Annotated in this window: 21 protein-coding genes; 20 read left to right on the top strand and 1 reads right to left on the bottom strand. The window is 40.0% G+C overall.

Going from position 1 to position 22,505, the window contains the following annotated elements:
* Nucleotides 1–130 precede the first annotated feature (130 nt).
* From yqiS to GY23_RS04765, 12 genes are all read left to right on the top strand, one after another.
* Nucleotides 131–1,042, top strand: coding sequence for a phosphate butyryltransferase (gene yqiS, locus GY23_RS04820; RefSeq protein WP_075618038.1), 912 nt, complete (start codon nucleotides 131–133; stop codon nucleotides 1,040–1,042).
* 23 nt (nucleotides 1,043–1,065) lie between these two features.
* Nucleotides 1,066–2,160 carry a branched-chain amino acid dehydrogenase gene (gene bcd, locus GY23_RS04815; protein WP_075618037.1) on the top strand — a complete coding sequence of 365 codons (1,095 nt, stop codon included), beginning with the start codon at nucleotides 1,066–1,068 and terminating at the stop codon, nucleotides 2,158–2,160.
* 25 nt (nucleotides 2,161–2,185) lie between these two features.
* A complete protein-coding gene (gene buk, locus GY23_RS04810) occupies nucleotides 2,186–3,274 on the top strand; it encodes a butyrate kinase (protein WP_075618036.1) in 1,089 nt (362 codons plus the stop codon).
* 153 nt (nucleotides 3,275–3,427) lie between these two features.
* Nucleotides 3,428–4,858, top strand: a complete 1,431-nt coding sequence (gene lpdA / locus GY23_RS04805; protein WP_075618035.1) for a dihydrolipoyl dehydrogenase — start codon at nucleotides 3,428–3,430, stop codon at nucleotides 4,856–4,858.
* Nucleotides 4,859–4,887: 29 nt separating this feature from the next.
* Nucleotides 4,888–5,898 carry a thiamine pyrophosphate-dependent dehydrogenase E1 component subunit alpha gene (locus tag GY23_RS04800; protein WP_075618034.1) on the top strand — a complete coding sequence of 337 codons (1,011 nt, stop codon included), beginning with the start codon at nucleotides 4,888–4,890 and terminating at the stop codon, nucleotides 5,896–5,898.
* Nucleotides 5,898–6,881, top strand: a complete 984-nt coding sequence (locus GY23_RS04795; RefSeq protein WP_075618033.1) for an alpha-ketoacid dehydrogenase subunit beta — start codon at nucleotides 5,898–5,900, stop codon at nucleotides 6,879–6,881. Before GY23_RS04800 ends, GY23_RS04795 begins: the two co-directional genes overlap by 1 nt.
* A 20-nt stretch (nucleotides 6,882–6,901) precedes the next feature.
* Nucleotides 6,902–8,212 carry a dihydrolipoamide acetyltransferase family protein gene (locus GY23_RS04790; RefSeq protein ID WP_075618032.1) on the top strand — a complete coding sequence of 437 codons (1,311 nt, stop codon included), beginning with the start codon at nucleotides 6,902–6,904 and terminating at the stop codon, nucleotides 8,210–8,212.
* A gap of 162 nt (nucleotides 8,213–8,374) precedes the next feature.
* Entirely contained in the window at nucleotides 8,375–10,015 is a 1,641-nt protein-coding gene (locus GY23_RS04785; protein WP_075618031.1) for a methylmalonyl-CoA mutase family protein, read from the top strand.
* Between the two features lie 4 nt (nucleotides 10,016–10,019).
* Entirely contained in the window at nucleotides 10,020–12,173 is a 2,154-nt protein-coding gene (scpA, locus tag GY23_RS04780; RefSeq protein ID WP_075618030.1) for a methylmalonyl-CoA mutase, read from the top strand.
* Nucleotides 12,173–13,258 (top strand): methylmalonyl Co-A mutase-associated GTPase MeaB, encoded by a 1,086-nt coding sequence (gene meaB, locus GY23_RS04775; RefSeq protein ID WP_075618029.1) that lies wholly within the window; start codon nucleotides 12,173–12,175, stop codon nucleotides 13,256–13,258. Before scpA ends, meaB begins: the two co-directional genes overlap by 1 nt.
* A 69-nt stretch (nucleotides 13,259–13,327) precedes the next feature.
* Nucleotides 13,328–13,768: a BrxA/BrxB family bacilliredoxin gene (locus GY23_RS04770; RefSeq protein ID WP_075618028.1), complete on the top strand. Its 441-nt coding sequence runs from the start codon at nucleotides 13,328–13,330 to the stop codon at nucleotides 13,766–13,768.
* A gap of 201 nt (nucleotides 13,769–13,969) precedes the next feature.
* Nucleotides 13,970–14,959, top strand: coding sequence for an aromatic acid exporter family protein (locus GY23_RS04765; protein WP_075618027.1), 990 nt, complete (start codon nucleotides 13,970–13,972; stop codon nucleotides 14,957–14,959).
* A 24-nt stretch (nucleotides 14,960–14,983) separates the two neighbouring features.
* Here GY23_RS04765 and prli42 read toward each other — a convergent pair whose 3' ends face one another.
* Nucleotides 14,984–15,079: a stressosome-associated protein Prli42 gene (gene prli42 / locus GY23_RS18110; RefSeq protein ID WP_149917095.1), complete on the bottom strand. Its 96-nt coding sequence runs from the start codon at nucleotides 15,077–15,079 to the stop codon at nucleotides 14,984–14,986.
* 126 nt (nucleotides 15,080–15,205) lie between these two features.
* Here prli42 and mce point away from each other — a divergent pair, with 126 nt between their 5' ends.
* The 8 genes from mce (at nucleotide 15,206) to GY23_RS04725 (ending at nucleotide 22,436) form a co-directional block, all read left to right on the top strand.
* Nucleotides 15,206–15,616 (top strand): methylmalonyl-CoA epimerase, encoded by a 411-nt coding sequence (gene mce / locus GY23_RS04760; protein WP_075618245.1) that lies wholly within the window; start codon nucleotides 15,206–15,208, stop codon nucleotides 15,614–15,616.
* 5 nt (nucleotides 15,617–15,621) lie between these two features.
* Nucleotides 15,622–17,169 (top strand): acyl-CoA carboxylase subunit beta, encoded by a 1,548-nt coding sequence (locus GY23_RS04755; protein ID WP_075618026.1) that lies wholly within the window; start codon nucleotides 15,622–15,624, stop codon nucleotides 17,167–17,169.
* Between the two features lie 13 nt (nucleotides 17,170–17,182).
* On the top strand, nucleotides 17,183–18,301 hold the full coding sequence (locus GY23_RS04750; RefSeq protein WP_075618025.1) for a M20/M25/M40 family metallo-hydrolase: 1,119 nt from the start codon (nucleotides 17,183–17,185) through the stop codon (nucleotides 18,299–18,301).
* Between the two features lie 93 nt (nucleotides 18,302–18,394).
* Nucleotides 18,395–19,657, top strand: coding sequence for a DNA polymerase IV (locus GY23_RS04745; protein ID WP_075618024.1), 1,263 nt, complete (start codon nucleotides 18,395–18,397; stop codon nucleotides 19,655–19,657).
* A 1-nt stretch (nucleotide 19,658) separates the two neighbouring features.
* On the top strand, nucleotides 19,659–20,603 hold the full coding sequence (rnz, locus tag GY23_RS04740; protein ID WP_075618023.1) for a ribonuclease Z: 945 nt from the start codon (nucleotides 19,659–19,661) through the stop codon (nucleotides 20,601–20,603).
* 259 nt (nucleotides 20,604–20,862) lie between these two features.
* A complete protein-coding gene (locus GY23_RS04735) occupies nucleotides 20,863–21,504 on the top strand; it encodes an alpha/beta hydrolase (protein ID WP_245827573.1) in 642 nt (213 codons plus the stop codon).
* A gap of 137 nt (nucleotides 21,505–21,641) precedes the next feature.
* Nucleotides 21,642–22,076, top strand: coding sequence for an SRPBCC family protein (locus GY23_RS04730; RefSeq protein WP_075618021.1), 435 nt, complete (start codon nucleotides 21,642–21,644; stop codon nucleotides 22,074–22,076).
* The gene (locus tag GY23_RS04725; protein ID WP_075618020.1) at nucleotides 22,077–22,436 is read left to right on the top strand and encodes an ArsR/SmtB family transcription factor; all 360 of its coding nucleotides are present in this window, start codon (nucleotides 22,077–22,079) and stop codon (nucleotides 22,434–22,436) included. It begins immediately after the preceding gene.
* The last annotated feature ends 69 nt before the right edge of the window (nucleotides 22,437–22,505 follow it).

Below are 22,505 nucleotides of genomic sequence, written 5' to 3'. Positions count from 1 at the left end.
ATGCAATTTTTTGCATGGTTTGCGATAATTTGCATACAGATATTACGTACTAATTGACAAATAAAGCGTTTTCATTATTGTTTTTTTGCCACATTTTGTGCTTAAATTATGAATGTTGGGGTGATGACAAATGAAATTAGAAGATTTAATTCATCAAGCTTCAGCGGCAGACGATAATGTGGTTGCTGTAGCAAGTGCTGCTGATTTAGAAGTACTGGAAGCTGTGAATATGGCTATTGAATATGATATGGCAAGTTTTCGCTTATACGACGATGAACCTAAGTTGAAAGAAATGATTGTCAGGCACTTCCCAAAATTGTTGAATCATCCGAAAATCTATACACAACATGTAAAAGATGGTCAGCAAGCAGCAATTGCTGCAGTCAAATCCGTTCATCTGAATGAAGCGAACGTGTTGATGAAAGGACATATCCCCACAGCATTGATCTTAAAAGCTGTTTTGAATCCCGATTTTGGGCTTCGCACAGGTAGTGTTCTATCACATGTTGCGGCATTTGAAATTGCCGGATTCGACCGTTTGATATTTGTGACGGATGCAGCTATGAATATTGCACCTGATTTAGCTCAAAAAGCACAAATTGTGCAAAATGCTGTGAAGGTAGCTCATGCTGTTGGTGTTGAGAATCCTGTTGTTGCCCCCTTGGCAGCAGTTGAGACAGTAAATCCAAATATGCAACCCACTCTTGATGCTGCAGCTCTAGTTGCAATGAATGTAAGGGGACAAATAAAAGGGTGCATCATTGACGGTCCGCTGGCTCTTGATAATGCGATTTCGGTTGAAGCAGCGCGTCATAAGGGGATCACGGGCAAACATGCTGGACAAGCTAATATATTGCTGGTGCCGAATATTGAATCAGGAAATATTTTATACAAATCACTTGTTTACTTTGCAAGAGCAAAAGTGGGAGCGGTTATTGTCGGTGCAAAAGCTCCGATTGTCTTAACTTCTCGTTCGGATAGTGCAGAGAGTAAATTGAATTCACTTGCTTTAGCAATTTGTTCATCTAAAAATAAAGAATGACCACATCTAAGGAGGAATTTACAATGGAAATTTTCAAATATATGGAGACTTATGATTATGAACAATTGGTGTTTTGCCAAGACAAAACTTCAGGATTAAAAGCAATAATAGCTATTCATGACACAACTTTAGGACCTGCACTAGGCGGTACACGCATGTGGAATTATGCTACAGAAGAGGAAGCGATTGAAGATGCTCTTCGTTTAGCAAAAGGAATGACATACAAAAATGCTGCTGCTGGATTAAATCTGGGTGGCGGTAAAACAGTTATTATCGGCGATCCATTAAAAGATAAAAATGAAGAAATGTTCCGTGCTTTCGGTCGATTCATCCAAGGATTGAACGGTCGTTACATTACAGCTGAAGATGTAGGCACGACAGTTGAGGATATGGATTTGATTTATGAAGAAACAAACTACGTTACAGGGATTTCTCCTGCATTCGGTTCTTCAGGCAATCCTTCTCCAGTGACAGCTTATGGTGTTTATGTAGGGATGAAAGCTGCTGCCAAAGAGGCATATGGTGATGATTCATTAAAAGGCAAAACGGTTGCAGTACAAGGCGTGGGTAACGTTGCCTATACACTTTGCAAGCATTTACATGAAGAAGGCGCGAACTTAATCGTTGCTGATATTAACCAACAATCGGTAAATCGTGCAGTGAATGATTTTGGGGCAATCGCAGTGGGAGTAGATGAAATCTATTCACAAGATGCAGATATCTTCGCTCCATGTGCAATGGGTGCAATCATTAACGACAATACAATTCCACAACTTAAAGTAAAAGTAATTGCTGGATCAGCAAATAACCAACTAAAAGATCCGAAACACGGGGATATTATTCATGAAATGGGCATCGCGTATGCACCGGATTATGTAATCAATTCTGGTGGTGTTATCAATGTAGCTGACGAGTTATACGGCTATAACCATGAACGTGCGATGAAACGTGTAGATGGAATTTACGATACAATCGAAAAAATATTCGCTATTTCTAAACGTGAAGGAGTTCCTACTTACGTAGCAGCAGACCGTTTAGCTGAAGAGCGTATTGCTCGCGTGGGTAAATCACGTGGTCAATTCTTACAAAACGGGAAAAACATCTTAAACGGACGTTAATTAAGAGTTTTGAGGAGGAATCATTGTGCAAGAACAACCATATCGCATTCTTGTCATCAACCCTGGTTCCACATCAACTAAAATTGGTGTTTTTAAAAACGATGTTTTAGTGATGGAGAAAACAATTCGACACTCAGCTGAGGAAATCGGAGAGTTTTCTTCTATCAATGATCAATATGGATTTCGTAAGGAAACCATTTTACTTGCATTGGATGAAGAAGGAATTAATATTTCGAAGTTATCGGCCGTCTGTGGTAGGGGCGGTCTCCTTCGTCCAATTGAAGGTGGAACTTATGCGGTAAATGACGCAATGCTAGCAGATTTAAGAAAAGGTTATTCAGGTCAACACGCATCAAACTTAGGTGGGATTTTGGCATTTGAAATTGCAACAGGTTTAAATATTCCTTCTTTTATTGTCGATCCAGTGGTCGTTGATGAGTTGGCACCGATTGCACGTGTTTCTGGGTTTTCATTAATTGAACGTAAATCAATTTTTCATGCTTTGAATCAAAAAGCTGTTGCACGACGATATGCTAAAAAATGTGGCAAAGCCTATGAAGACATGAGACTAATCGTTACTCATATGGGTGGCGGTATTACGGTTGGCGTTCACCAAAATGGACGTGTGATCGAAGTCAATAACGGACTCCATGGAGATGGACCTTTTAGTCCTGAACGAGCAGGTACAGTACCTGCTGGAGATTTAATTGATCTTTGTTTCTCAGGGGAATACTACAGACATGAAATAATGAAAAAACTAGTAGGGTATGGTGGGCTTGTAAGTTACCTTGGAACGAACGATGCAGTAGCCGTTGAAAAACGTATTGCAAAAGGCGACAAGGAAGCTGAACTCGTGTATGAAGCTATGGCATACCAAGTGGCACGTGAAATTGGATCCGCAAGTGTTGTTTTAGAAGGCCAGATCGATGGAATTATTCTGACAGGTGGACTTGCCTATGGTAAAGACTTCGTTGAATCAATTTCTAGACGAATTAACTGGATGGCAGATGTGATTGTCCAACCAGGTGAAAATGAATTACAAGCGTTAGCAGAAGGTGCAATTCGTGTATTAAATGGGGAAGAACAAGCAAAAGAATACCCGAACATACAATAAACATATGTCTTCAAAAGGCACAAAAATAAGAGCCGACAGTAATTTCCCAGGAACTCAGGTTAAGTAAACCATATCAAGCAAAATGGTAGAACTTGAGTGCTCAACTGCTGTTGGCCCAACTTTTTGTATGACATATAACAGGAGGCTGGAAGTATGGCTCAAGAATATGATGTTGTCATTATAGGTGGCGGAACGGGTGGATATGTCGCGGCAATCCGATCGGCTCAGTTGGGACTAAAAACAGCAATCGTTGAAAAAGGAAAATTAGGTGGGACTTGTTTACATAAAGGCTGTATTCCAAGCAAGGCCTTACTACGTAGTGCGGAAATATATGCGACTACAAAAAATCATGCAGCGGATTTTGGTGTGAACACAGGTGAAGTATCTTTAGACTTTTCACGTGTTCAATCACGTAAAGAAGGCATTGTTTCTCAGTTGCATCAAGGGGTTCAAGGATTAATGAAAAAAGGGAAAATCGATGTATATGAAGGAACTGGTCGTATGTTAGGACCTTCTATCTTTTCTCCATCTCCTGGTGGAACAATCTCTGTAGAAATGAATAATGGCGAAGAGAATGAAATGCTTATCCCTAAAAACGTAATTATTGCAACAGGTTCTCGTCCACGTTCACTTCCAGGATTAACGATTGATGGAACATACGTAATGACCTCTGATGAAGCTCTTGCAATGACTGAGTTACCTAAATCAATCATCATCGTTGGTGGTGGTGTAATCGGTATCGAGTGGGCATCCATGTTGAATGACTTCGGTGTCGAAGTTACGATTGTTGAATATGCAGATCGTATTATTCCAACTGAAGACGCTGAAGTTTCAAAAGAAATGCAGAAACTTCTTTCGAAAAAAGGCATTATTTTCGCTACAAGTGCAAAAGTTTTACCTGAGACGCTTGAAACAGCAGAAGGATTAGTTTCAATTTCTGCCGAATTAAAAGGAGAAACAAAAACGTTTACAGCTGAAAAAATGCTGGTCTCTGTTGGACGTCAAGCAAATGTTGAAGGAATCGGTATTGAAAATACGGATATTGTAGTTGATAACGGATTTATTAAGGTCAAAGATACGTTCCAAACAAAAGAATCTCATATCTATGCCATTGGGGATGTAATTGGCGGTTTACAACTGGCTCATGTTGCTTCACATGAAGGAATCACGGCTATTGAACACATTGCTGGTCAGAAAACACATGCAATTGACTATAACCTCGTGTCACGTTGTATTTATTCAAACCCTGAAGCTGCTAGTGTTGGTATTACACAGCAACAAGCTAAAGACCAAGGCTTCGATGTGAAAGTGGGCAAGTTTTCATTTAAAGCAATCGGAAAAGCACTTGTTTATGGTGAATCAGATGGCTTTGTGAAAATTATTGCGGATAAAAAAACCAATGATATTTTAGGGGTACACATGATTGGACCACACGTAACGGATATGATTTCTGAAGCTGGTTTAGCCATGGTATTAGATGCTACACCGTGGGAAATTGCAAACACGATTCATCCACATCCAACACTTTCAGAAGTAATGGGTGAAGCAGCACTGGCTGTTGACGGTAAAGCAATTCACATGTAACAGTCACAGATTAAAAGGGGGATGTTCCGATGGCAAAAAACCGTCATGAAGAACAAGGGTTATCTAATGATGACGCATTGAAAATTTTTGAAACAATGCTTATGGCTCGTCGCATAGATGAGCGTATGTGGTTATTAAACCGTGCTGGTAAAATTCCGTTTGTTATTTCTTGTCAAGGTCAAGAAGCAACTCAAGTAGGAGCTGCTTACGCTCTTGATAATACGAAAGATTATATCGCTCCTTATTACCGTGATATGGGTGTAGTTTTACATTTTGGGATGACAGCTCGTGAATTAATGCTTTCTGCATTTGCAAAAGCAGAAGATCCAAACTCTGGTGGACGTCAAATGCCAGGTCACTTCGGTCAAAAGAAAAACCGTATATTAACTGGTTCTTCACCTGTAACAACGCAATTACCACATGCTGTAGGTGTTGCACTTGCTGCGAAAATTCAGAAAAAAGATTTCATTACCTTTGTGACACTTGGTGAAGGTTCATCTAACCAAGGAGATTTCCACGAAGGATTAAACTTTGCAGGAGTTCATAAGTTACCATGTATTACATTGGTAGAGAACAATAAATATGCGATTTCTGTACCTTACGACAGACAAGTAGCAAGTAAAAATGTTTCTGACCGTGCAATTGGTTACGGTATGCCTGGTGTAACAGTTGATGGAACAGACCCTTTAGAAGTTTATAAAGTGGTGAAAGAAGCAGCTGACCGTGCACGTAACGGAGAAGGCCCAAGTCTTATCGAAGCTGTATCACACCGTTTGACAGCTCACTCATCTGATGATGATCACCGTCAATACCGTACAGCGGAAGATCTTGCAGAAGGCCAAGCTGCTGATCCAATCGGTAAGTTCGCTGCTTATTTAACAGAATTAAATATTTTAACAGAAGAAATCGAGAAAGATTTGAATGACCGTATTATGAAAGAAGTTAACGAAGCAACGGATTATGCAGAAAATGCTCCATATGCTGCACCAGAAGATGCTTTAAAATACGTCTATGCTGAAAAAGACGGGGGGAACGCATAATGGCAGTTATGTCTTATATTGACGCGATTACACTTGCAATGAAAGAAGAGATGGAACGTGATGAAAACGTATTCGTCCTTGGGGAAGATGTAGGGCGTAAAGGCGGCGTATTCAAAGCTACTCAAGGATTATACGATCAATTTGGGGAAGACCGTGTAATGGATACTCCTTTAGCTGAATCTGCAATTGCTGGTGTCGGAATCGGTGCAGCGATGTATGGGATGCGTCCAATTGCAGAAATGCAATTCGCTGACTTTATCATGCCAGCCGTGAACCAAATCATTTCTGAAGCTTCTCGTATTCGTTACCGTTCAAATAATGACTGGTCTTGTCCAATCGTTTTCCGCGCACCTTTTGGTGGAGGCATTCACGGAGCTCTTTATCATTCACAATCAGTGGAAGCTATTTTTGCTAACCAACCAGGTTTGAAAATTGTGATTCCTTCAACACCATACGATGCAAAAGGTTTATTAAAAGCTGCAATTCGTGATGAGGATCCAGTTATGTTCTTCGAGCATAAGCGTGCATACCGATTAATTAAAGGTGAAGTTCCTGAAGATGACTATACAATTGAAATCGGTAAAGCGGACGTAAAACGTGAAGGGGAAGACATTACGGTGATCACGTACGGTCTTGCGGTTCACTTTGCCCTTCAAGCAGCTGAGCGACTTGAGCAAGATGGAATTTCTGCTCACATCCTTGATTTACGTACAATTTATCCATTAGATAAAGAAGGAATCATTGAAGCGGCTTCAAAAACAGGGAAAGTTCTTCTTGTTACTGAAGATAATATGGAAGGAAGCATTATGGGGGAAGTTGCAGCAATCATTGCAGAAAACTGTCTATTTGATTTAGATGCGCCGATTAAACGGTTAGCTGGTCCGGATATCCCGGCAATGCCATATGCACCGACAATGGAAAAATTCTTTATGATTAACCCAGACAAAGTTGAAAAAGCAATGCGTGATCTTGCAGAATTTTAACCTGGAAGGAGGAGTTACACTTGGCGATCGAACAAATAAAAATGCCTCAACTTGGCGAATCTGTTACCGAAGGTACAATCGAAAAATGGTTAGTACAGGTAGGTGATAAAGTTAATAAATATGACCCTCTGGCTGAAGTGAATACGGATAAAGTGACTGCAGAAGTCCCTTCTTCATTTACAGGTGTGATAAAAGAGTTAATTGCAATTGAAGGAGAAACTTTAGAAGTTGGCGCAGTTGTTTGTACAATCGAAATTGATGGTGGCGGTTCTGAAGAGGATAGTGCACCTGAAAATTCACCTTCTTCAAAAGAGGCTGCTTCTGAAATGCCTGCTGCTGAATCAAAAGCAGTTTCTGCCCCAATAACACGAGAAAAAGGCTCGAAAGCACGTTATTCGCCTGCGGTATTGAAATTATCACAAGAAAACGATATCGATCTCACGCTTGTTGATGGTTCAGGTAATGAAGGACGTATTACACGTAAAGATTTATTGGCGATTATTGCAAGCGGAAATATTCCTACTGCGAAAACTGAAGCACAAGCTCCAATTGCACAAGCTGCAGCGGTACAAACTTCTGCTCCAGCTCCAAAAGCTGCAACAGCACCGGTGAATGTCCCAGTAGCTGTTGGTGATATCGAAATTCCAGTAACAGGTATTCGTAAAGCAATTGCTGCTAATATGTTGCGTAGTAAACATGAAGCACCTCACGCTTGGACAATGATCGAGGTAGATGTGACAAGTCTTGTTCAATACCGTGACTCGATCAAGAACGAATTCAAGAAAAAAGAAGGCTTTAACGTCACATATTTCGCGTTCTTCGTCAAAGCAGTATCTCAAGCATTAAAAGAATTCCCAATGATGAATTCGATGTGGGCTGGCGATAAAATCGTTCAGAAGAAAGACATCAACATTTCAATTGCAGTGGCAACAGAAGATGCATTGTATGTTCCTGTCATCAAAAATGCTGATGAGAAAACAATTAAAGGTATCGGTCGTGAAATCAATGAATTGGCAGGGAAAGTTCGTGCTGGCAAATTGAAGTCAGACGAAATGCAAGGTGGAACATTCACCGTCAACAACACTGGATCATTTGGGTCGATTCAATCCATGGGAATCATTAATTATCCACAAGCAGCGATACTCCAAGTAGAATCAATCGTAAAACGACCAGTTATCATGGCTGGTGGAATGATTGCAGCTCGAGATATGGTTAACTTATGTTTATCTCTAGATCACCGTGTATTAGACGGATTGGTTTGTGGCCGTTTCTTAGCACGAGTGAAAGAAATCCTAGAAAACATGTCGAAAGAAAATACATCTGTGTATTAAGTGAAATGTAAGAAGGTTGCGGTTTGGCCTTCGGAACTGAACAAAAATAAAGCCCGATGCCGAAACTCTCGGACATCGGGCATTTTTCTACTTTATTGTAAGCGGTTCCTCAGTTAGACTAGACATAGGAATGATTTTTGGGAGGGAAGCGCAAGCGAACTTATGTCAATTAATGAAATGAAAAGTGCCATTTTTCAAAAAGTCAGTTTTGAGACTTGGAAATCAATTGCAGTGAGCACGTTAAAGGGAAAACCTTTTGAGAAATTAATCACCCCTACTTTTGAAGGAATTGACCTTCAACCTTTATATACCGCTGAACATCTACAAAAAACAATGAATTTTTCAATGGTTGTGTCGAATGCAAAACAACAGACAAGGTGGTTACTTGCGCAACGTACATATGGGAATTCTGCACGAGAGTTTTTACATAAAGCCAAAGAGCAATTAAAGCTTGGCAATGAAATGATTGTTTATGTCGGATCTTCGACATCATTTACATGGTCAGAAGACGAACTTCAAGAACTTGCTGCATTATTGAAAGAACATCCATTTTATTTTACAACTGCAAATTCTAACGATGAAATAACGCGCGTTTTTTCATTGTTTTCAATGCAAGAACTAGAAGGATTGTACGGTTATTTTGTCGGGACATCACCCTCAATTGGAAGGACTGTAGTTTCCACAAGTGAGCTACATCACGCTGGGGGTTCCGCAGTTCATGAATTAACCTATGCATTAATCGAATTGTCGAAAATCGCCAATTCGCAAGCTGATTTCACGTCAAAAGTAGCCGTGAAGTTTTCAGTTGATACGAATTTCTTCATGGAAATTGCAAAATTACGAGCATTCCGCGTATTATGGAAGGCATTTTCTAAAGCGTATGATGCACCGCCAGTACCAATTGTTATTTTAGCGGAAAATTCGTTAAGGTCTTATTCAAAACTGGATAGCAATGTTAACTTGTTGCGTGCAGGAAACGCGGCGTTTTCGGCAGTTCTAGGCGGAGCCGATATCATCACAGTGCATCCACACGATGTGTTGACTGGGAGTACAGCTATTTCTGAACGCATTGCACGAAATGTTCAACTTGTCATACGAGAAGAAACAATGGTTAACAAAATAATGGATCCTGCTGCTGGTTCTTATTATGTAGAATCATTAACTGCGGAGTTAATTGAGCAAGCATGGACATTATTTTTAACGGTTTTAGAACTTAACCCGGATGAGCAGACCAACTATATTTTAACTTTAGCGAAAGAAGTTCAAGTAAAGCGTGAACAAGAGCTTGCGAATCGCAAAGCCTCGTTAATAGGTACAAATATATATGCAAATCCTGTAGACGAAGTTTCTGAAACTATCAATGGAAGTAACATAGAACGGCTTGCTCAGCCATATGAACAACTTCGCAAGCATTTTACGGATAACCCACTAAAAACTGCTGTCGTTTCTTTTGGTATCTTAAAAGATGTCAAACCACGTGCAGATTTCATTAAAGGTTTCTTGCAAGCAGGTGGTTTGAATCCAAAATTGAGTCCAGTGTTTACAACGGCTGTCGATGCATGGCATTGGGTAAAAACAAACAAAATTGAATACGTGGTATTCGCTGCCAAAGACGAAGTCGTAAACGACGTCTTCCCAGACTTTTTACGTCAAGCAGATCACAAGACGATTATTGATGTTGCAGGGAAATTCCAAGATGAAAACGTTTGGAAAGAGTTAGGACTAAACGGTACGATCTATGCAGGCCAAAACTTGGTTGAAAAGATGGAGCATCTCATAGAAATCCAAAAGAAAGGAAAGTGAGGATATGAAGCCTAATTTTAAAGCGATTCAAATAGATGACTTTGTTTTTCAAGAAGTTGCTTCTACGTCAACGCGAGATTCTTTCTTAACAAATGAAGGCATTCATGTATCATCTAGATATGGAAAAGAAGATGCTGAGTCCCTTAATCATATGTCCGATTTGCCAGGAATTGCACCAAATACCCGTGGACCGTATCCAACGATGTATGTATCGCGTCCCTGGACAGTTCGACAATATGCTGGTTTCTCAACAGCGGAAGAAAGCAACGCATTTTACCGTCGAAACTTAGCAATGGGTCAAAAAGGCTTATCAGTAGCTTTTGACTTAGCTACACATCGGGGGTACGACTCAGATCATCCTCGCGTTACCGGAGATGTCGGAAAAGCGGGAGTAGCGATTGATTCAATCGAAGATATGAAAATCTTGTTTGATGGGATACCTCTGGATCAAATGTCTGTTTCTATGACGATGAACGGTGCTGTATTGCCAATTTTGGCATTTTATATTGTGACAGCTGAAGAACAAGGCGTATCACTGGAGAAACTTGCTGGAACGATTCAAAATGATATTTTAAAAGAATATATGGTGCGTAACACATATATTTACCCGCCAAAAATGTCGATGAAAATTATAGCCGACATTTTCGAGTACACATCCAATCACATGCCGAAATTTAACTCCATATCCATTTCGGGCTATCATATGCAAGAAGCGGGTGCAACAGCTGATATTGAACTCGCTTATACTCTTGCCGACGGTCTTGAGTACGTCCGGACAGGTTTACAAGCTGGCATTGATATCGATTCATTTGCTCCACGCTTATCATTTTTCTGGGCTATTGGGATGAACTACTTCATGGAAGTAGCGAAAATGAGAGCAGCTCGTCGAATTTGGGCACAGATGATGCAAACATTTGACCCGAAAAACCCAAAATCTTTAGCGCTTCGAACGCATTCTCAAACGTCGGGTTGGAGCTTAACGGAACAAGATCCGTTTAATAATGTCACGCGGACACTAATCGAAGCAAATGCAGCAACTATGGGTCACACGCAATCTCTACACACAAATGCACTTGATGAAGCAATTGCTCTTCCTACGGATTTCTCTGCTCGTATTGCACGGAATACACAACTGTTCCTACAAGAAGAAACTATGATGACGAAAGTGATTGACCCGTGGGGCGGTTCATATGCAGTAGAGAAGTTAACCGATGAACTAATGAAAAAAGCGTGGGCATTAATTGAGGAAATTGAAGAGCTTGGTGGAATGGCAAAAGCGATTGAAACCGGGCTACCGAAAATGAAAATCGAAGAGGCCGCAGCTAAAAAACAAGCACAAATCGATTCTGGAAAAGAAATTATTATCGGTGTAAATAAATTCCGACTTCAAGAAGAAGAGCCAATAGATATCTTAAATATTGATAATTCGGTTGTACGTCAGAAACAGATTGAACGCATTGAAACAATGAAAAACATGCGCAATGAAGAAGCTGTACAGCTGGCATTATCAGCACTTACAAAAGCGGCTGAATCAGGTGAAGAAAACCTGCTGGCATGTGCAGTTCAAGCAGCTAGAGTGCGTGCTACACTTGGTGAAATATCAGATGCGATTGAAAAAGTATCGGGTCGACATAAGGCGGTGATTCGTTCCGTGAGTGGCGTTTACAGTGCAAACTTCTCAAATGAAGAAGAAATTCAAACAGTAAAAGATATGACTGAAGATTTTAAAGAAAATGAAGGACGTCGACCGAGAATTCTAATTGCTAAAATGGGACAGGATGGACATGATCGAGGGGCAAAAGTCATTGCCACAGCTTTTGCAGATTTAGGCTTTGATGTAGATATTGGCCCATTGTTCCAAACACCAGAAGAAACAGCAAGACAAGCTGCAGAAAATGATGTTCACGTAATAGGTGTCAGTTCATTAGCAGCTGGACATATGACGTTAGTGCCAGAATTGTTGAGTGAATTGAAGAAAATTGGCCGAGAAGACATTCTTATTGTCGTCGGTGGAGTAATACCGGCACAAGATTATGCCTTTTTACGCGAAAATGGAGCTTCGGCTATATTCGGACCAGGAACAGTGATTCCTGTTGCAGCAGCAAAAGTAATTGAAGAAATTTACCGACGTCTCGGCTACGAGGAAGTGACGGAATAATGGATGGTCAAGAGAACCAGCCGAACAGTGCCATGCATGTGATGGGTGGACTGAAATCTACTCATGACGGAATGGGACAAACGTCTCGAAAGCAATTTCGTCGACCTCACAAAAATGAAATTTCTATTGATGAATTTTCACGTGAAATTCGTCAAGGTTCAAGACTCCATTTGGCTAAAGCCATCACCTTACTTGAGAGTACTGTTGCACAAGATAAAAAAACAGGCCAATGTTTATTGCAAGAATTGCTTTCGTACACTGGGAACAGTATACGAATTGGCATCACCGGCGTTCCGGGTGCAGGGAAAAGCACGTTCATCGAAATCTTTGGGAAATATTTATGTGAACAAGGATTTAAAGTCGCTGTTCTTGCGATTGATCCGAGTTCAAGTATATCGGGTGGCAGTATTTTAGGTGATAAAACTAGAATGGAAGAACTAGTAAAACACCCAAATGCTTTCATTCGTCCATCCCCAACAGCAGGGACACTAGGTGGTGTACACAAAAAAACACGAGAGACCATGTTATTATGTGAAGCTGCTGGATACGATGTAATTTTGATTGAAACGGTTGGTGTTGGTCAAAGCGAGACCATTGTAAGAGGAATGGTGGATTTCTTTATGTTATTGGTGCTTACTGGGGCTGGTGATGAACTGCAAGGGATGAAAAAAGGTATTATGGAGTTAGCTGATTTATTAGTCGTGCATAAAGCCGATGGTGATAATGCGAAAATGGCCAAGAAAACAGCTGCTGAATATATGCAAATTCTGCATTTTTTACAGCCGGCTACTAGTGGTTGGACCACGAAAGCGATGCCGGTCTCTTCTATTGAAAACATTGGCATACATGAAGTATGGGATGTTATTCGGATGTTTAGAGAAACTTTAATAACATCAGGTACTTTTGACAAACGTCGACAGTCACAAACAAAAGATTGGTTCCATACAATGATTTCAGATCGCTTAATCGATGATTTTTATGGGAAAGCTGATCGGAAATCGCAGGTAAAGCAATTTGAACAGGAAATATTAAATGGCAAGCTAACAGTTTCTCAAGCAATCGAAAATTTATTTTCACAACTATGATTCATAGAGTTTGCGTGTCTAGAAGCGACTTGCTATTATTAATAGATAAGTTTGAAGGGGGTAATGAAGATGAACATGGATTTTAATTTATTTATGAATGATATAGTACGACAAGCACGTAGTGAAATGGAAGCAAGCGGTTATGAGCAGTTAACTTCTCCTGAAGAAGTGGAACAAGCACTTGCACGTAAAGGTACTTCACTTGTAATGGTTAACTCAGTATGTGGTTGTGCAGGTGGTATTGCTCGTCCGGCAGCGGCTAACGCTGTTCATTACGATAAACGTCCAGATCATTTACTAACTGTATTTGCAGGTCAAGATAAAGAAGCGACAGCACAGGCACGAATGATTTTTGGAGATGACCATTTACCATCATCGCCCTCTTTTGTTTTAATGAAAGATGGACAAGCAGTTGCTGAAGTTGGTAGACATGAAATTGAAGGTCATGACCCAATGTCTGTTATTACACATATTCAAGCCCTATTTGAAGAACACTGCGAAGAACTATAAGAATGGATGAAGGGGCACTGATATAGTGCTCTTTTTTAATTAGAAAGCTGTGTTATCTATTATTGTTGATTTATTTAATGAATTGTAGTGGAAAGCGTCCGCCTGTTTCTGCATCGCTGCACTAGCTTCGAAACATGAAAGTGCGTTGGAACGGAGATCAACAGTATAGTTTAACAAAGCATTTAGAAAGTTGGTGGAAGAATGAATCTGAGAAGATATCGCATTGGATATCGCACAATAAAAACAGCAGTAGGTGCGAGTATTGCAATGCTTATTGCGATGTTTTTAAACTTGGATTATTATAGCTCTGCCTTTATTTTGACGGTATTATGTATCCAGCCCACGAAGAGAAAATCGGTTAGAGCCGTATATTCACGAATAATCGCAAGTATTATCGGTGTTGGCTTTGCTTTTGTGTTTTTTGAAGGAATTGCCTATCATCCACTTGTTTTTGGACTTATATTAATCCTTTTTATCCCAACACTTGTATCATTAAGATTTCAAGATGGTTTTGTTTCAAGTGTGGTTATTCTTTTGCACTTATTTGATTCGAAAAACTTTTCATGGCCATTATTGTGGAATGAAGCTCAATTGATGGTTGTCGGTTTTGGCGTTGCGTTAATCGTTAACATGTACATGCCGGATATCGGGAAAGATTTAAAGAAATATCGTTTGGAACTCGAGATTTTATATTCGAAAATATTCCATGAAATTGCTTTGTATTTACGTGATGGGGATAGCTCTTGGAATGGGAAAGAAATCGTCCAAGTTTCAGAAGTAATTGAAAAAGGGAAAGCATTAGCATATAACGACGTAGAGAATCATTTAAATCGTAGACAAAATCTCCATTACCTCTATTTCGAGATGCGCGAACAACAGTTCGAAATAATTGAAAGAGTGCTCCCTAAGATTACTGCATTACCTGTAATTTCTTCTCATTCCCATTTGGTAGCGGACTTTGTGGAAGATTTAGCAAACCATGTCCATTCTGGGAATACCGCACATCATTTTATTTCAAAATTAGATGAAGTAAAAGAAGAGTTTGCAGCCATGCCATTGCCGACCGATCACGAAAAGTTTTTAGCGATGGCCGCATTGTATCAATTTATCGAAGAAATGGAACAATATTTACGAATTAAACGCAAATTTGTTGGTTTTAACACCAAAAAAAAGACAGCTACGAGGGAATAACCATTCCGTCATGGCTGTTTTTTGTTAAAAGAATAAACTTAATCCAAATAGTACGCTTGACAATAACATCATTAAAATCATCATATAAACAACAAACTTTCGGAAACCTGCATTACGCATAAGATACAACTCCTTTAACTAGCTATTATTTAGTTTAGTAGAAACTGAAAAAATTCTCAAGAGGTAGAGTTTTCAAATAGAAATCGGTACAATAGAGAGTGGAGATAACAGAAAGGTGTGGATATTTTGAATAAGGTTGATCATATCGGCATCGCAGTGAAAAACTTAGACGAAACAATCCCTTATTATACAGAAACACTTGGCTTGACGTTGTTGAAGATAGAAGAAGTCGCTAGTGAGTCAGTGAGAGTTGCGTTTATTGATGCGGGCAATGTTAAACTCGAGTTACTCGAACCATTGTCAGAAACAAGTGCGATCCAGTCATTTATTGAGAAAAAAGGTGAAGGCATTCACCACATTGCTTTTGGGGTGGAAGGTATAGAAGAACGTATGAATGATCTGCGTACTAAAGGTATTCGTATTTTAACTGAACAGCCGAAAATTGGAGCGGGTGGTGCACAAGTGGCGTTTTTACATCCCAAGTCTTCGTACGGAGTGCTCTATGAATTATGTGATAAGTCCGGTATAAAGGGGTAAAAAACATGGATATTTATGAGAGAATCAATGACTTATACGATCGCAAGCGTGAAATTGAGCTTGGGGGCGGAGACGAACGAATTGAAAAACAACATGCAAAAGGAAAATTAACGGCTCGAGAACGTATTGACTTATTGGTGGATCGAGGGACGTTTGTTGAATTAAACCCATTTGTTGAACATCGTACCGTTGATTTTGGTATGGATACTCAAAAAGGTCCTGGCGACGGTGTAGTGACAGGATACGGGAAAGTAAATGGTCGAGCGATTTACCTTTTCTCGCAAGATTTCACGGTATTTGGTGGCGCACTTGGAGAAATGCATGCGATGAAAATTGCAAATGTCATGGATTTAGCTGCGAAAAATGGAGCACCTTTTATTGGGTTAAATGATTCGGGCGGCGCTCGAATTCAAGAAGGTGTTGTTTCTCTTGACGGCTATGGTCATATTTTCTATCGTAATGCCATCTATTCAGGTGTAATCCCTCAAATCTCAGTAATTATGGGACCTTGTGCCGGTGGAGCAGTGTATTCACCAGCGATAACCGATTTTGTTTTTATGGTCGACAAAACGAGTCAGATGTTTATTACCGGACCGAAGGTAATTGAAACTGTAACGGGTGAAAAAATATCTTCAGAAGATTTAGGTGGATCGAAAGTACATAATGCAATCAGTGGGAATGCTCACTTCCGTGCTGAAACGGAACAAGAAATATTGCAACAAGTGAGAGATTTATTAAGTTTCTTACCTCAAAATAATGAAGAGAAACCACCACGACTAGAAGCGGACCTTCAAGATGACTATCGTCCAGAATTAACGGATGTCGTTCCTTATGACGCCATTCGCCCTTATGACATTCGTAAAGTAATCGATCAGGTAGTGGACAAAGAGTCATTTATGGAAGTACAAAAAGAATTCGCTCGCAATGTAGTAATTGGACTTGCTCGAATAAAAGGTGAGGTAGTCGGACTAGTTTGTAACCAACCTAAAGTAATGGCCGGTGGACTTGATATTAATTCTTCTGATAAGGCAGCTCGATTCATTCGATTCTGTGATTCATTTAATATTCCTATTATTACTTTTGAAGACGTAACAGGTTTCTTCCCAGGTATCAAACAAGAACATGGGGGAATAATTCGTCACGGTGCCAAAATCCTTTATGCTTATTCCGAAGCAACTGTACCGAAGATGACGGTCATTCTGCGAAAAGCATATGGCGGAGCGTACGTGGCACTTAACTCGAAGTCAATTGGTGCGGATCTCGTGTTCGCATGGCCAAATGCAGAGATCGCAGTTATGGGCCCACAAGGTGCTGCCAACGTAATCTTTTCCCGGGAAATCGCGCAAAGCGACAATCCTGAACAAACGCGTTCGACAAAAATCGAGGAATATCGCGAGAAGTTTGCGAACCCCTATGTAGCTGCTGCACGTGGGATGGTTGACGATGTCATCGACCCTCGTGAAACACGAATCAAGCTCATACAAGCACTAGATATGATGCGTAATAAGAAAGAGACGCGACCAACTAAAAAACACGGCAACATCCCATTATAAAGGAGTTTTTCACTTGACTAACCAACGTTTAATCAATGAATTTTTAGAGCTTGTACAAATTGATTCTGAAACAAAAAATGAACAAGTTATTGCCCCAATCTTAAAAGGCAAACTAGAAGCATTAGGTTTTGATGTCTTTGAAGATGATTCCGCATCAAGAAGCGGTCACGGAGCGGGAAATTTAATTGCCACATTACCGGGAAATAAATCAAATGTCGATCCTATTTATTTCACATGCCATATGGATACCGTCGTACCTGGTGTAGGAATCAAACCTGAACTTCGAGAAGATGGCTATATTTATTCGGATGGAACGACAATTTTGGGTGCAGATGACAAAGCGGGTATTGCTGCATTGTTTGAAATGGCTAAACAACTGAAAGAACAAAACATCGAGCATGGTGACATTCAATTCATCATAACAGCAGGTGAAGAAAGTGGATTAGCTGGAGCTAAACATTTGGATGCTTCTCTTATTACCGCAAAATATGGCTTCGCAGTCGATTCAGATGGTAAAGTTGGCGGTATTGTAACTGCTGCTCCATACCAAGCGAAAATTAACGCAACAATTCTTGGTAAAACGGCACATGCTGGCGTAGCACCTGAAAAAGGGATATCTGCTATAAACATTGCAGCTAAATCGATTTCAAAAATGAATCTTGGACGCCTAGATTCTGAAACGACAGCAAATATTGGTCGTTTTGAAGGTGGACAAGCTACTAACATTGTATGCGATGAAGTCAACATATTAGCAGAAGCACGATCAATTGTTCCAGATAAATTAGATAGACAAACCGAACACATGAAATCAGTATTTGAAGAAACGGCCTTGGCAATGGGAGGAGAAGCGAAAGTAGAGGTTCAGTTGATGTACCCTGGTTTCCGTTTTGGTCCAGATGAGCATGTGACAAAAGTTGCGATACAAGCGGTGGAAAATATCGGTCGTACACCAAACCTAGGAACAAGTGGTGGCGGTAGTGATGCAAACATCATTGCAGGATTTGGCATTCCAACAGTTAATTTATCTGTTGGGTATGAAGAAATTCATACGAAAAATGAACGCATGCCTGTTGAAGAATTAGAAAAATTAGCAGAATTACTAGTAGAAATCGTTAAAGTTTCTGCTCAATAATATCATCATTATGTTAATGAGATGTCAGGATGCCCTGATGTCTCGTTTTTTGTTATGATAGGGGAAAGAATTGATTGAAAAGGCGATGACAACATGACTAGTATAAAAAACGCTGCTCGTATTATTTTTCATATTGATATGAATAGTTTCTATGCGTCTGTTGAGCAATCCTATGATCCGAGCTTAAAAGGAAAAGCGATTGCCATCGCGGGAAATCCGAAAGAACGTCGCGGTATTCTCGTCACATGTTCGTACGAAGCACGTGCGAGAGGGGTATACACGACGATGAGCGTATGGGAAGCGAAACGCAAATGTCCCGAGCTGATATTGTTGCCACCAAATTTTGAACGCTATCGAATCGCTTCACGTGCAATGTTTGATTTACTGCGAACCTATACACATCTTGTCGAACCTGTGTCGATTGATGAGGGCTATATGGATGTAACCGATATTGATCGGCCAATGACTGCAATAGAAGTCGCTCAGGAAATACAGCAAAGATTGTTAACAGAACTAGATTTGCCAAGTTCAATCGGAATTGCTCCCAATAAATTTCTAGCAAAAACTGCTTCAAATATGAAAAAACCAATGGGAGTAACTGTCTTACGCAAACGAGACATCGATAAATTGTTATGGCCCCTTCCCGTCATTGACATGCATGGGGTAGGAGAAAGTACCGCTAAGAAATTAAATGGCATCGGATTGACCACAATTGGTGATATTGCAAAAGTGGAAGATGGGATTTTAAAAGAAAAGCTCGGCAAGAATGGTGTCAGATTGAAAAACCGGGCAAATGGAATTGATGTGCGAGCGGTAGATCCTGATTCCGTTTACGATACGAAAAGTGTTGGGAGTTCAACGACGTTGCCAATTGATGAAACCGATCCGTTGGAACTTAAGAAAGTATTTAAACACCTAAGTACAAAAGTGGCCAATCGATTGGAAGCAAAGCGATTAGCAGGCCCAACCGTTTCCATACAAATACGTGACACGGATTGGCGAAACTCTTCAAGGAGCAAAACATTTCGAAACTTAGTTTATGATCAAGCTAAGATCCTTGAAGTAGCGTGGTCACTATTTGAGAGAAATTGGGATGGACAACCTATTCGCTTACTTGGTGTAACCGTCAGTGGTGTAGTTGATCGAATCGATTTCACGGAACAATTATCAATTTACAATTTTGAAGAGCATGCAAAAGAAGAACCAATTTTGAAATTGGTCGATGCCCTACAAACAAAGTTCGGAAAAGATAAGATTACCAGGGGCGTTACTCAAACAAAAAAAACCACTTACGAATCCGCAACAAGTTTTAGTAAAGATTTTTTAGATGATCACAAAGACAGGGAGAACAAGTAATATGGAACTTCAATTTCTAGGTACAGGGGCTGGTATGCCTTCGAAACAACGCAATACCAGTGCACTTGTCGTAAAACTATTACAGGAAAGAGGCACGGTTTGGTTGTTTGATTGCGGAGAAGCAACACAACATCAAATTTTGCATACGACCATTAAGCCGCGAAAAATCGAAAATATATTCATTACACATATGCATGGAGATCATATCTTCGGCTTGCCGGGTCTACTAGGTTCACGCTCCTTCCTGGATGGAAAAGAACCGTTGACCATTTATGGTCCAACCGGCATAAAGGAGTGGGTACTTACCACACTTCGCTTATCACGAACCTATCTGCAGTATAAAGTGAACATTATCGAGATCGAAGAAGGCATCATCTTTGAGGATGATCAATTCATAGTTGAAGCTAAACTGCTGGATCATGTCATTCCTTGTTTCGGTTACAGGGTGATACAAAAACCACTTCCGCCTCAACTGTTAATTGAAGAAGCACTGAGATTAGGGGTTCCGAAAGGCCCGTTATTAGCTCAGTTGAAGAAAGGCCAGGATGTGGTATTGGAAAACGCCCAGACCGTTTATAGCAAAGATGTTACGGCTGAATCGAGCAAAGGTTTTTCACTGGCCATATTAGGGGACACACGCTATTGCCAAGCATCCATCGATCTAAGCCAGGATGTCGATATCGTCATTCACGAAGCGACATTTGACGCTGGTACGGAAGAGTTAGCAAAACCATATGGTCACTCGACGATCACACAAGCTGCGATGGTCGCGAAAGAAAGTCGGGCAAAACACCTGATCGTGCAACATATCAGCGCCCGTTTTTTACCTAGCCAGGCAGAAGAGCTACGAGTGCAAGGGTTATCGGTCTTTCCTTCAATTACTGTGGCTGCGGATTTTTCTGAGTATGAATTGAAGAATGGTGAGTTGGTTGTGGTGGATAATTAGGTGTGGTTGAGCATCAAATAAGCAGAGTGGTTATTCTTTGTAACACCTTGTTGTTAACAAATCTAACTTGGCTATTTACACTGACTAATGTCGCTAAATGAAATAAGAAAGTTCTTATTAGGGTGAACTGATCCAGACTACTTCTGTCTGGATTTTTTGTTTGAATTGGTTAATCACTTGGAAGGTCGACTTAATTTAAAAAATCCCTGGCACTTCGTGGAATATTCTGTATAATGAAGAAAAAATGGGGGTTCCAGTATTGAAAACGTTTACCGACCAAGCTATCGGATATAAGGGAATGAGTGTTCCATTTACTCTATTGAGTATAAAAGAGAACTCGGATAATTTAGCCATTTTCCTTCCTGGAGCGGGATATACCGTAAAAAGCCCGGTCTTTCATTATTCAGAAGATCTATATCTGAACAAATCCTTTGATGTACTACAGGTTAATTACCAATACAATGACAAAATCTACGATGACTTCAGTAAGGAAGAGTTAAGTGAAGCGATCAAATATGATGTAAGAACGGTACTGGATCAGGTATTAATGGATACTTCATATAAAAATTTCTATCTGATCGGAAAATCGCTTGGGACAATTGCTTTGAGTACAGAGTTAAGCAGGGATATGTTTAAAGATGCGAAAATAGTATGGTTAACACCGTTGATTCATAGGGAAGATGTGCTTAAAGCAATGGTTGCCAGTAACCATAAAGGATTGTGTTTCATCGGTGACAATGATCGTTGTTATTCGGAAGAGAGATATAATCAAGTGACAAGCAATCCAAATATCGTATCAAGATTGTTTGACAAAGTTAATCATAGTTTGGAATATGATAATAACCCTGTTGAATCCATTGATGTATTAAAAAACATCATTCACGATATGAAGCATTTTTAAGTGTAGCAAATGCTATGCTTTTTTCTTTTACGAGTTCTTTCAACTTCAATTTTAAGTTTGACGCGAAACCATATGGCGTTATATAGTAAGAAACGTAACCAAAAGGTTTTATATTCATGGTCAAAAGGAGAATTATGATGGGAACAAATAGTCAAGATAAACTACAAGACATCAATCAAACAGTTATGCTCAAAGCACCCATTCAAAAAGTTTGGGATATCGTGTCAACTTCAGAAGGAATCGCCTCATGGTTTATGCCAAATGATTTCCAATTAAAAGAAGGACATGAATTCCATGTGCAATCACCATTCGGTCCATCTCCTTGTAAAGTAACGGAAATTGATGCTCCAAATCGACTTTCATTTACTTGGGATACAGATGGCTGGTTTGTATCATTTATTTTAAAAGAGTTGGGTGATCAAACAGAATTTACTCTAGTTCATGGTGGATGGAATACACCTGATTCAATTATTCCAAAAGCTAATGAGAAGAGTTCGGTAATTCGTGAACACATGGGACAAGGCTGGGTTGGTATTGTGAATGAACGTCTGAAAAAAGTTGTTGAGGGATAAGTGACTTCCTCAGCAAAATATGATGTATTCCAAGCAATTGCTGATCCAACACGTAGAGCGGTGCTGCATATGCTAACCAAAGAGGAATTACCCATTTCCAAAATTACTGCTCATTTTCCCATGAGCCGTACGGCCATTGCCAAACATCTCCATATCCTGTCTGAAGCTCAATTAGTCAGTGGAAGAAAAGTAGGTAGGGAAAAAATATATCGACTGCAACCTGAGCCGTTGGAAGAACTTCAACACTGGCTTTCGTATTATGAACAGTTTTGGACTAACAAATTGTCTTTGCTTAAATATATGCTTGAGAATGAAGTAGAAAGTGAAGCGAAGGTAATTAATTCAAAGACTGATCAATAAATGAATGGAAATTGACCGACTAAATCTTCAAGTCGGTCTTTTTCTTTGTAATTTTTTGCAGCAAAAACA

Origin of the sequence: Paenisporosarcina indica, from assembly GCF_001939075.1 — a bacterium.
In the GTDB taxonomy this organism is placed as follows: domain Bacteria; phylum Bacillota; class Bacilli; order Bacillales_A; family Planococcaceae; genus Paenisporosarcina; species Paenisporosarcina indica.
Note: the sequence above shows the minus strand (reverse complement) of the source record. Positions and strands in the feature narration are given on the sequence as shown.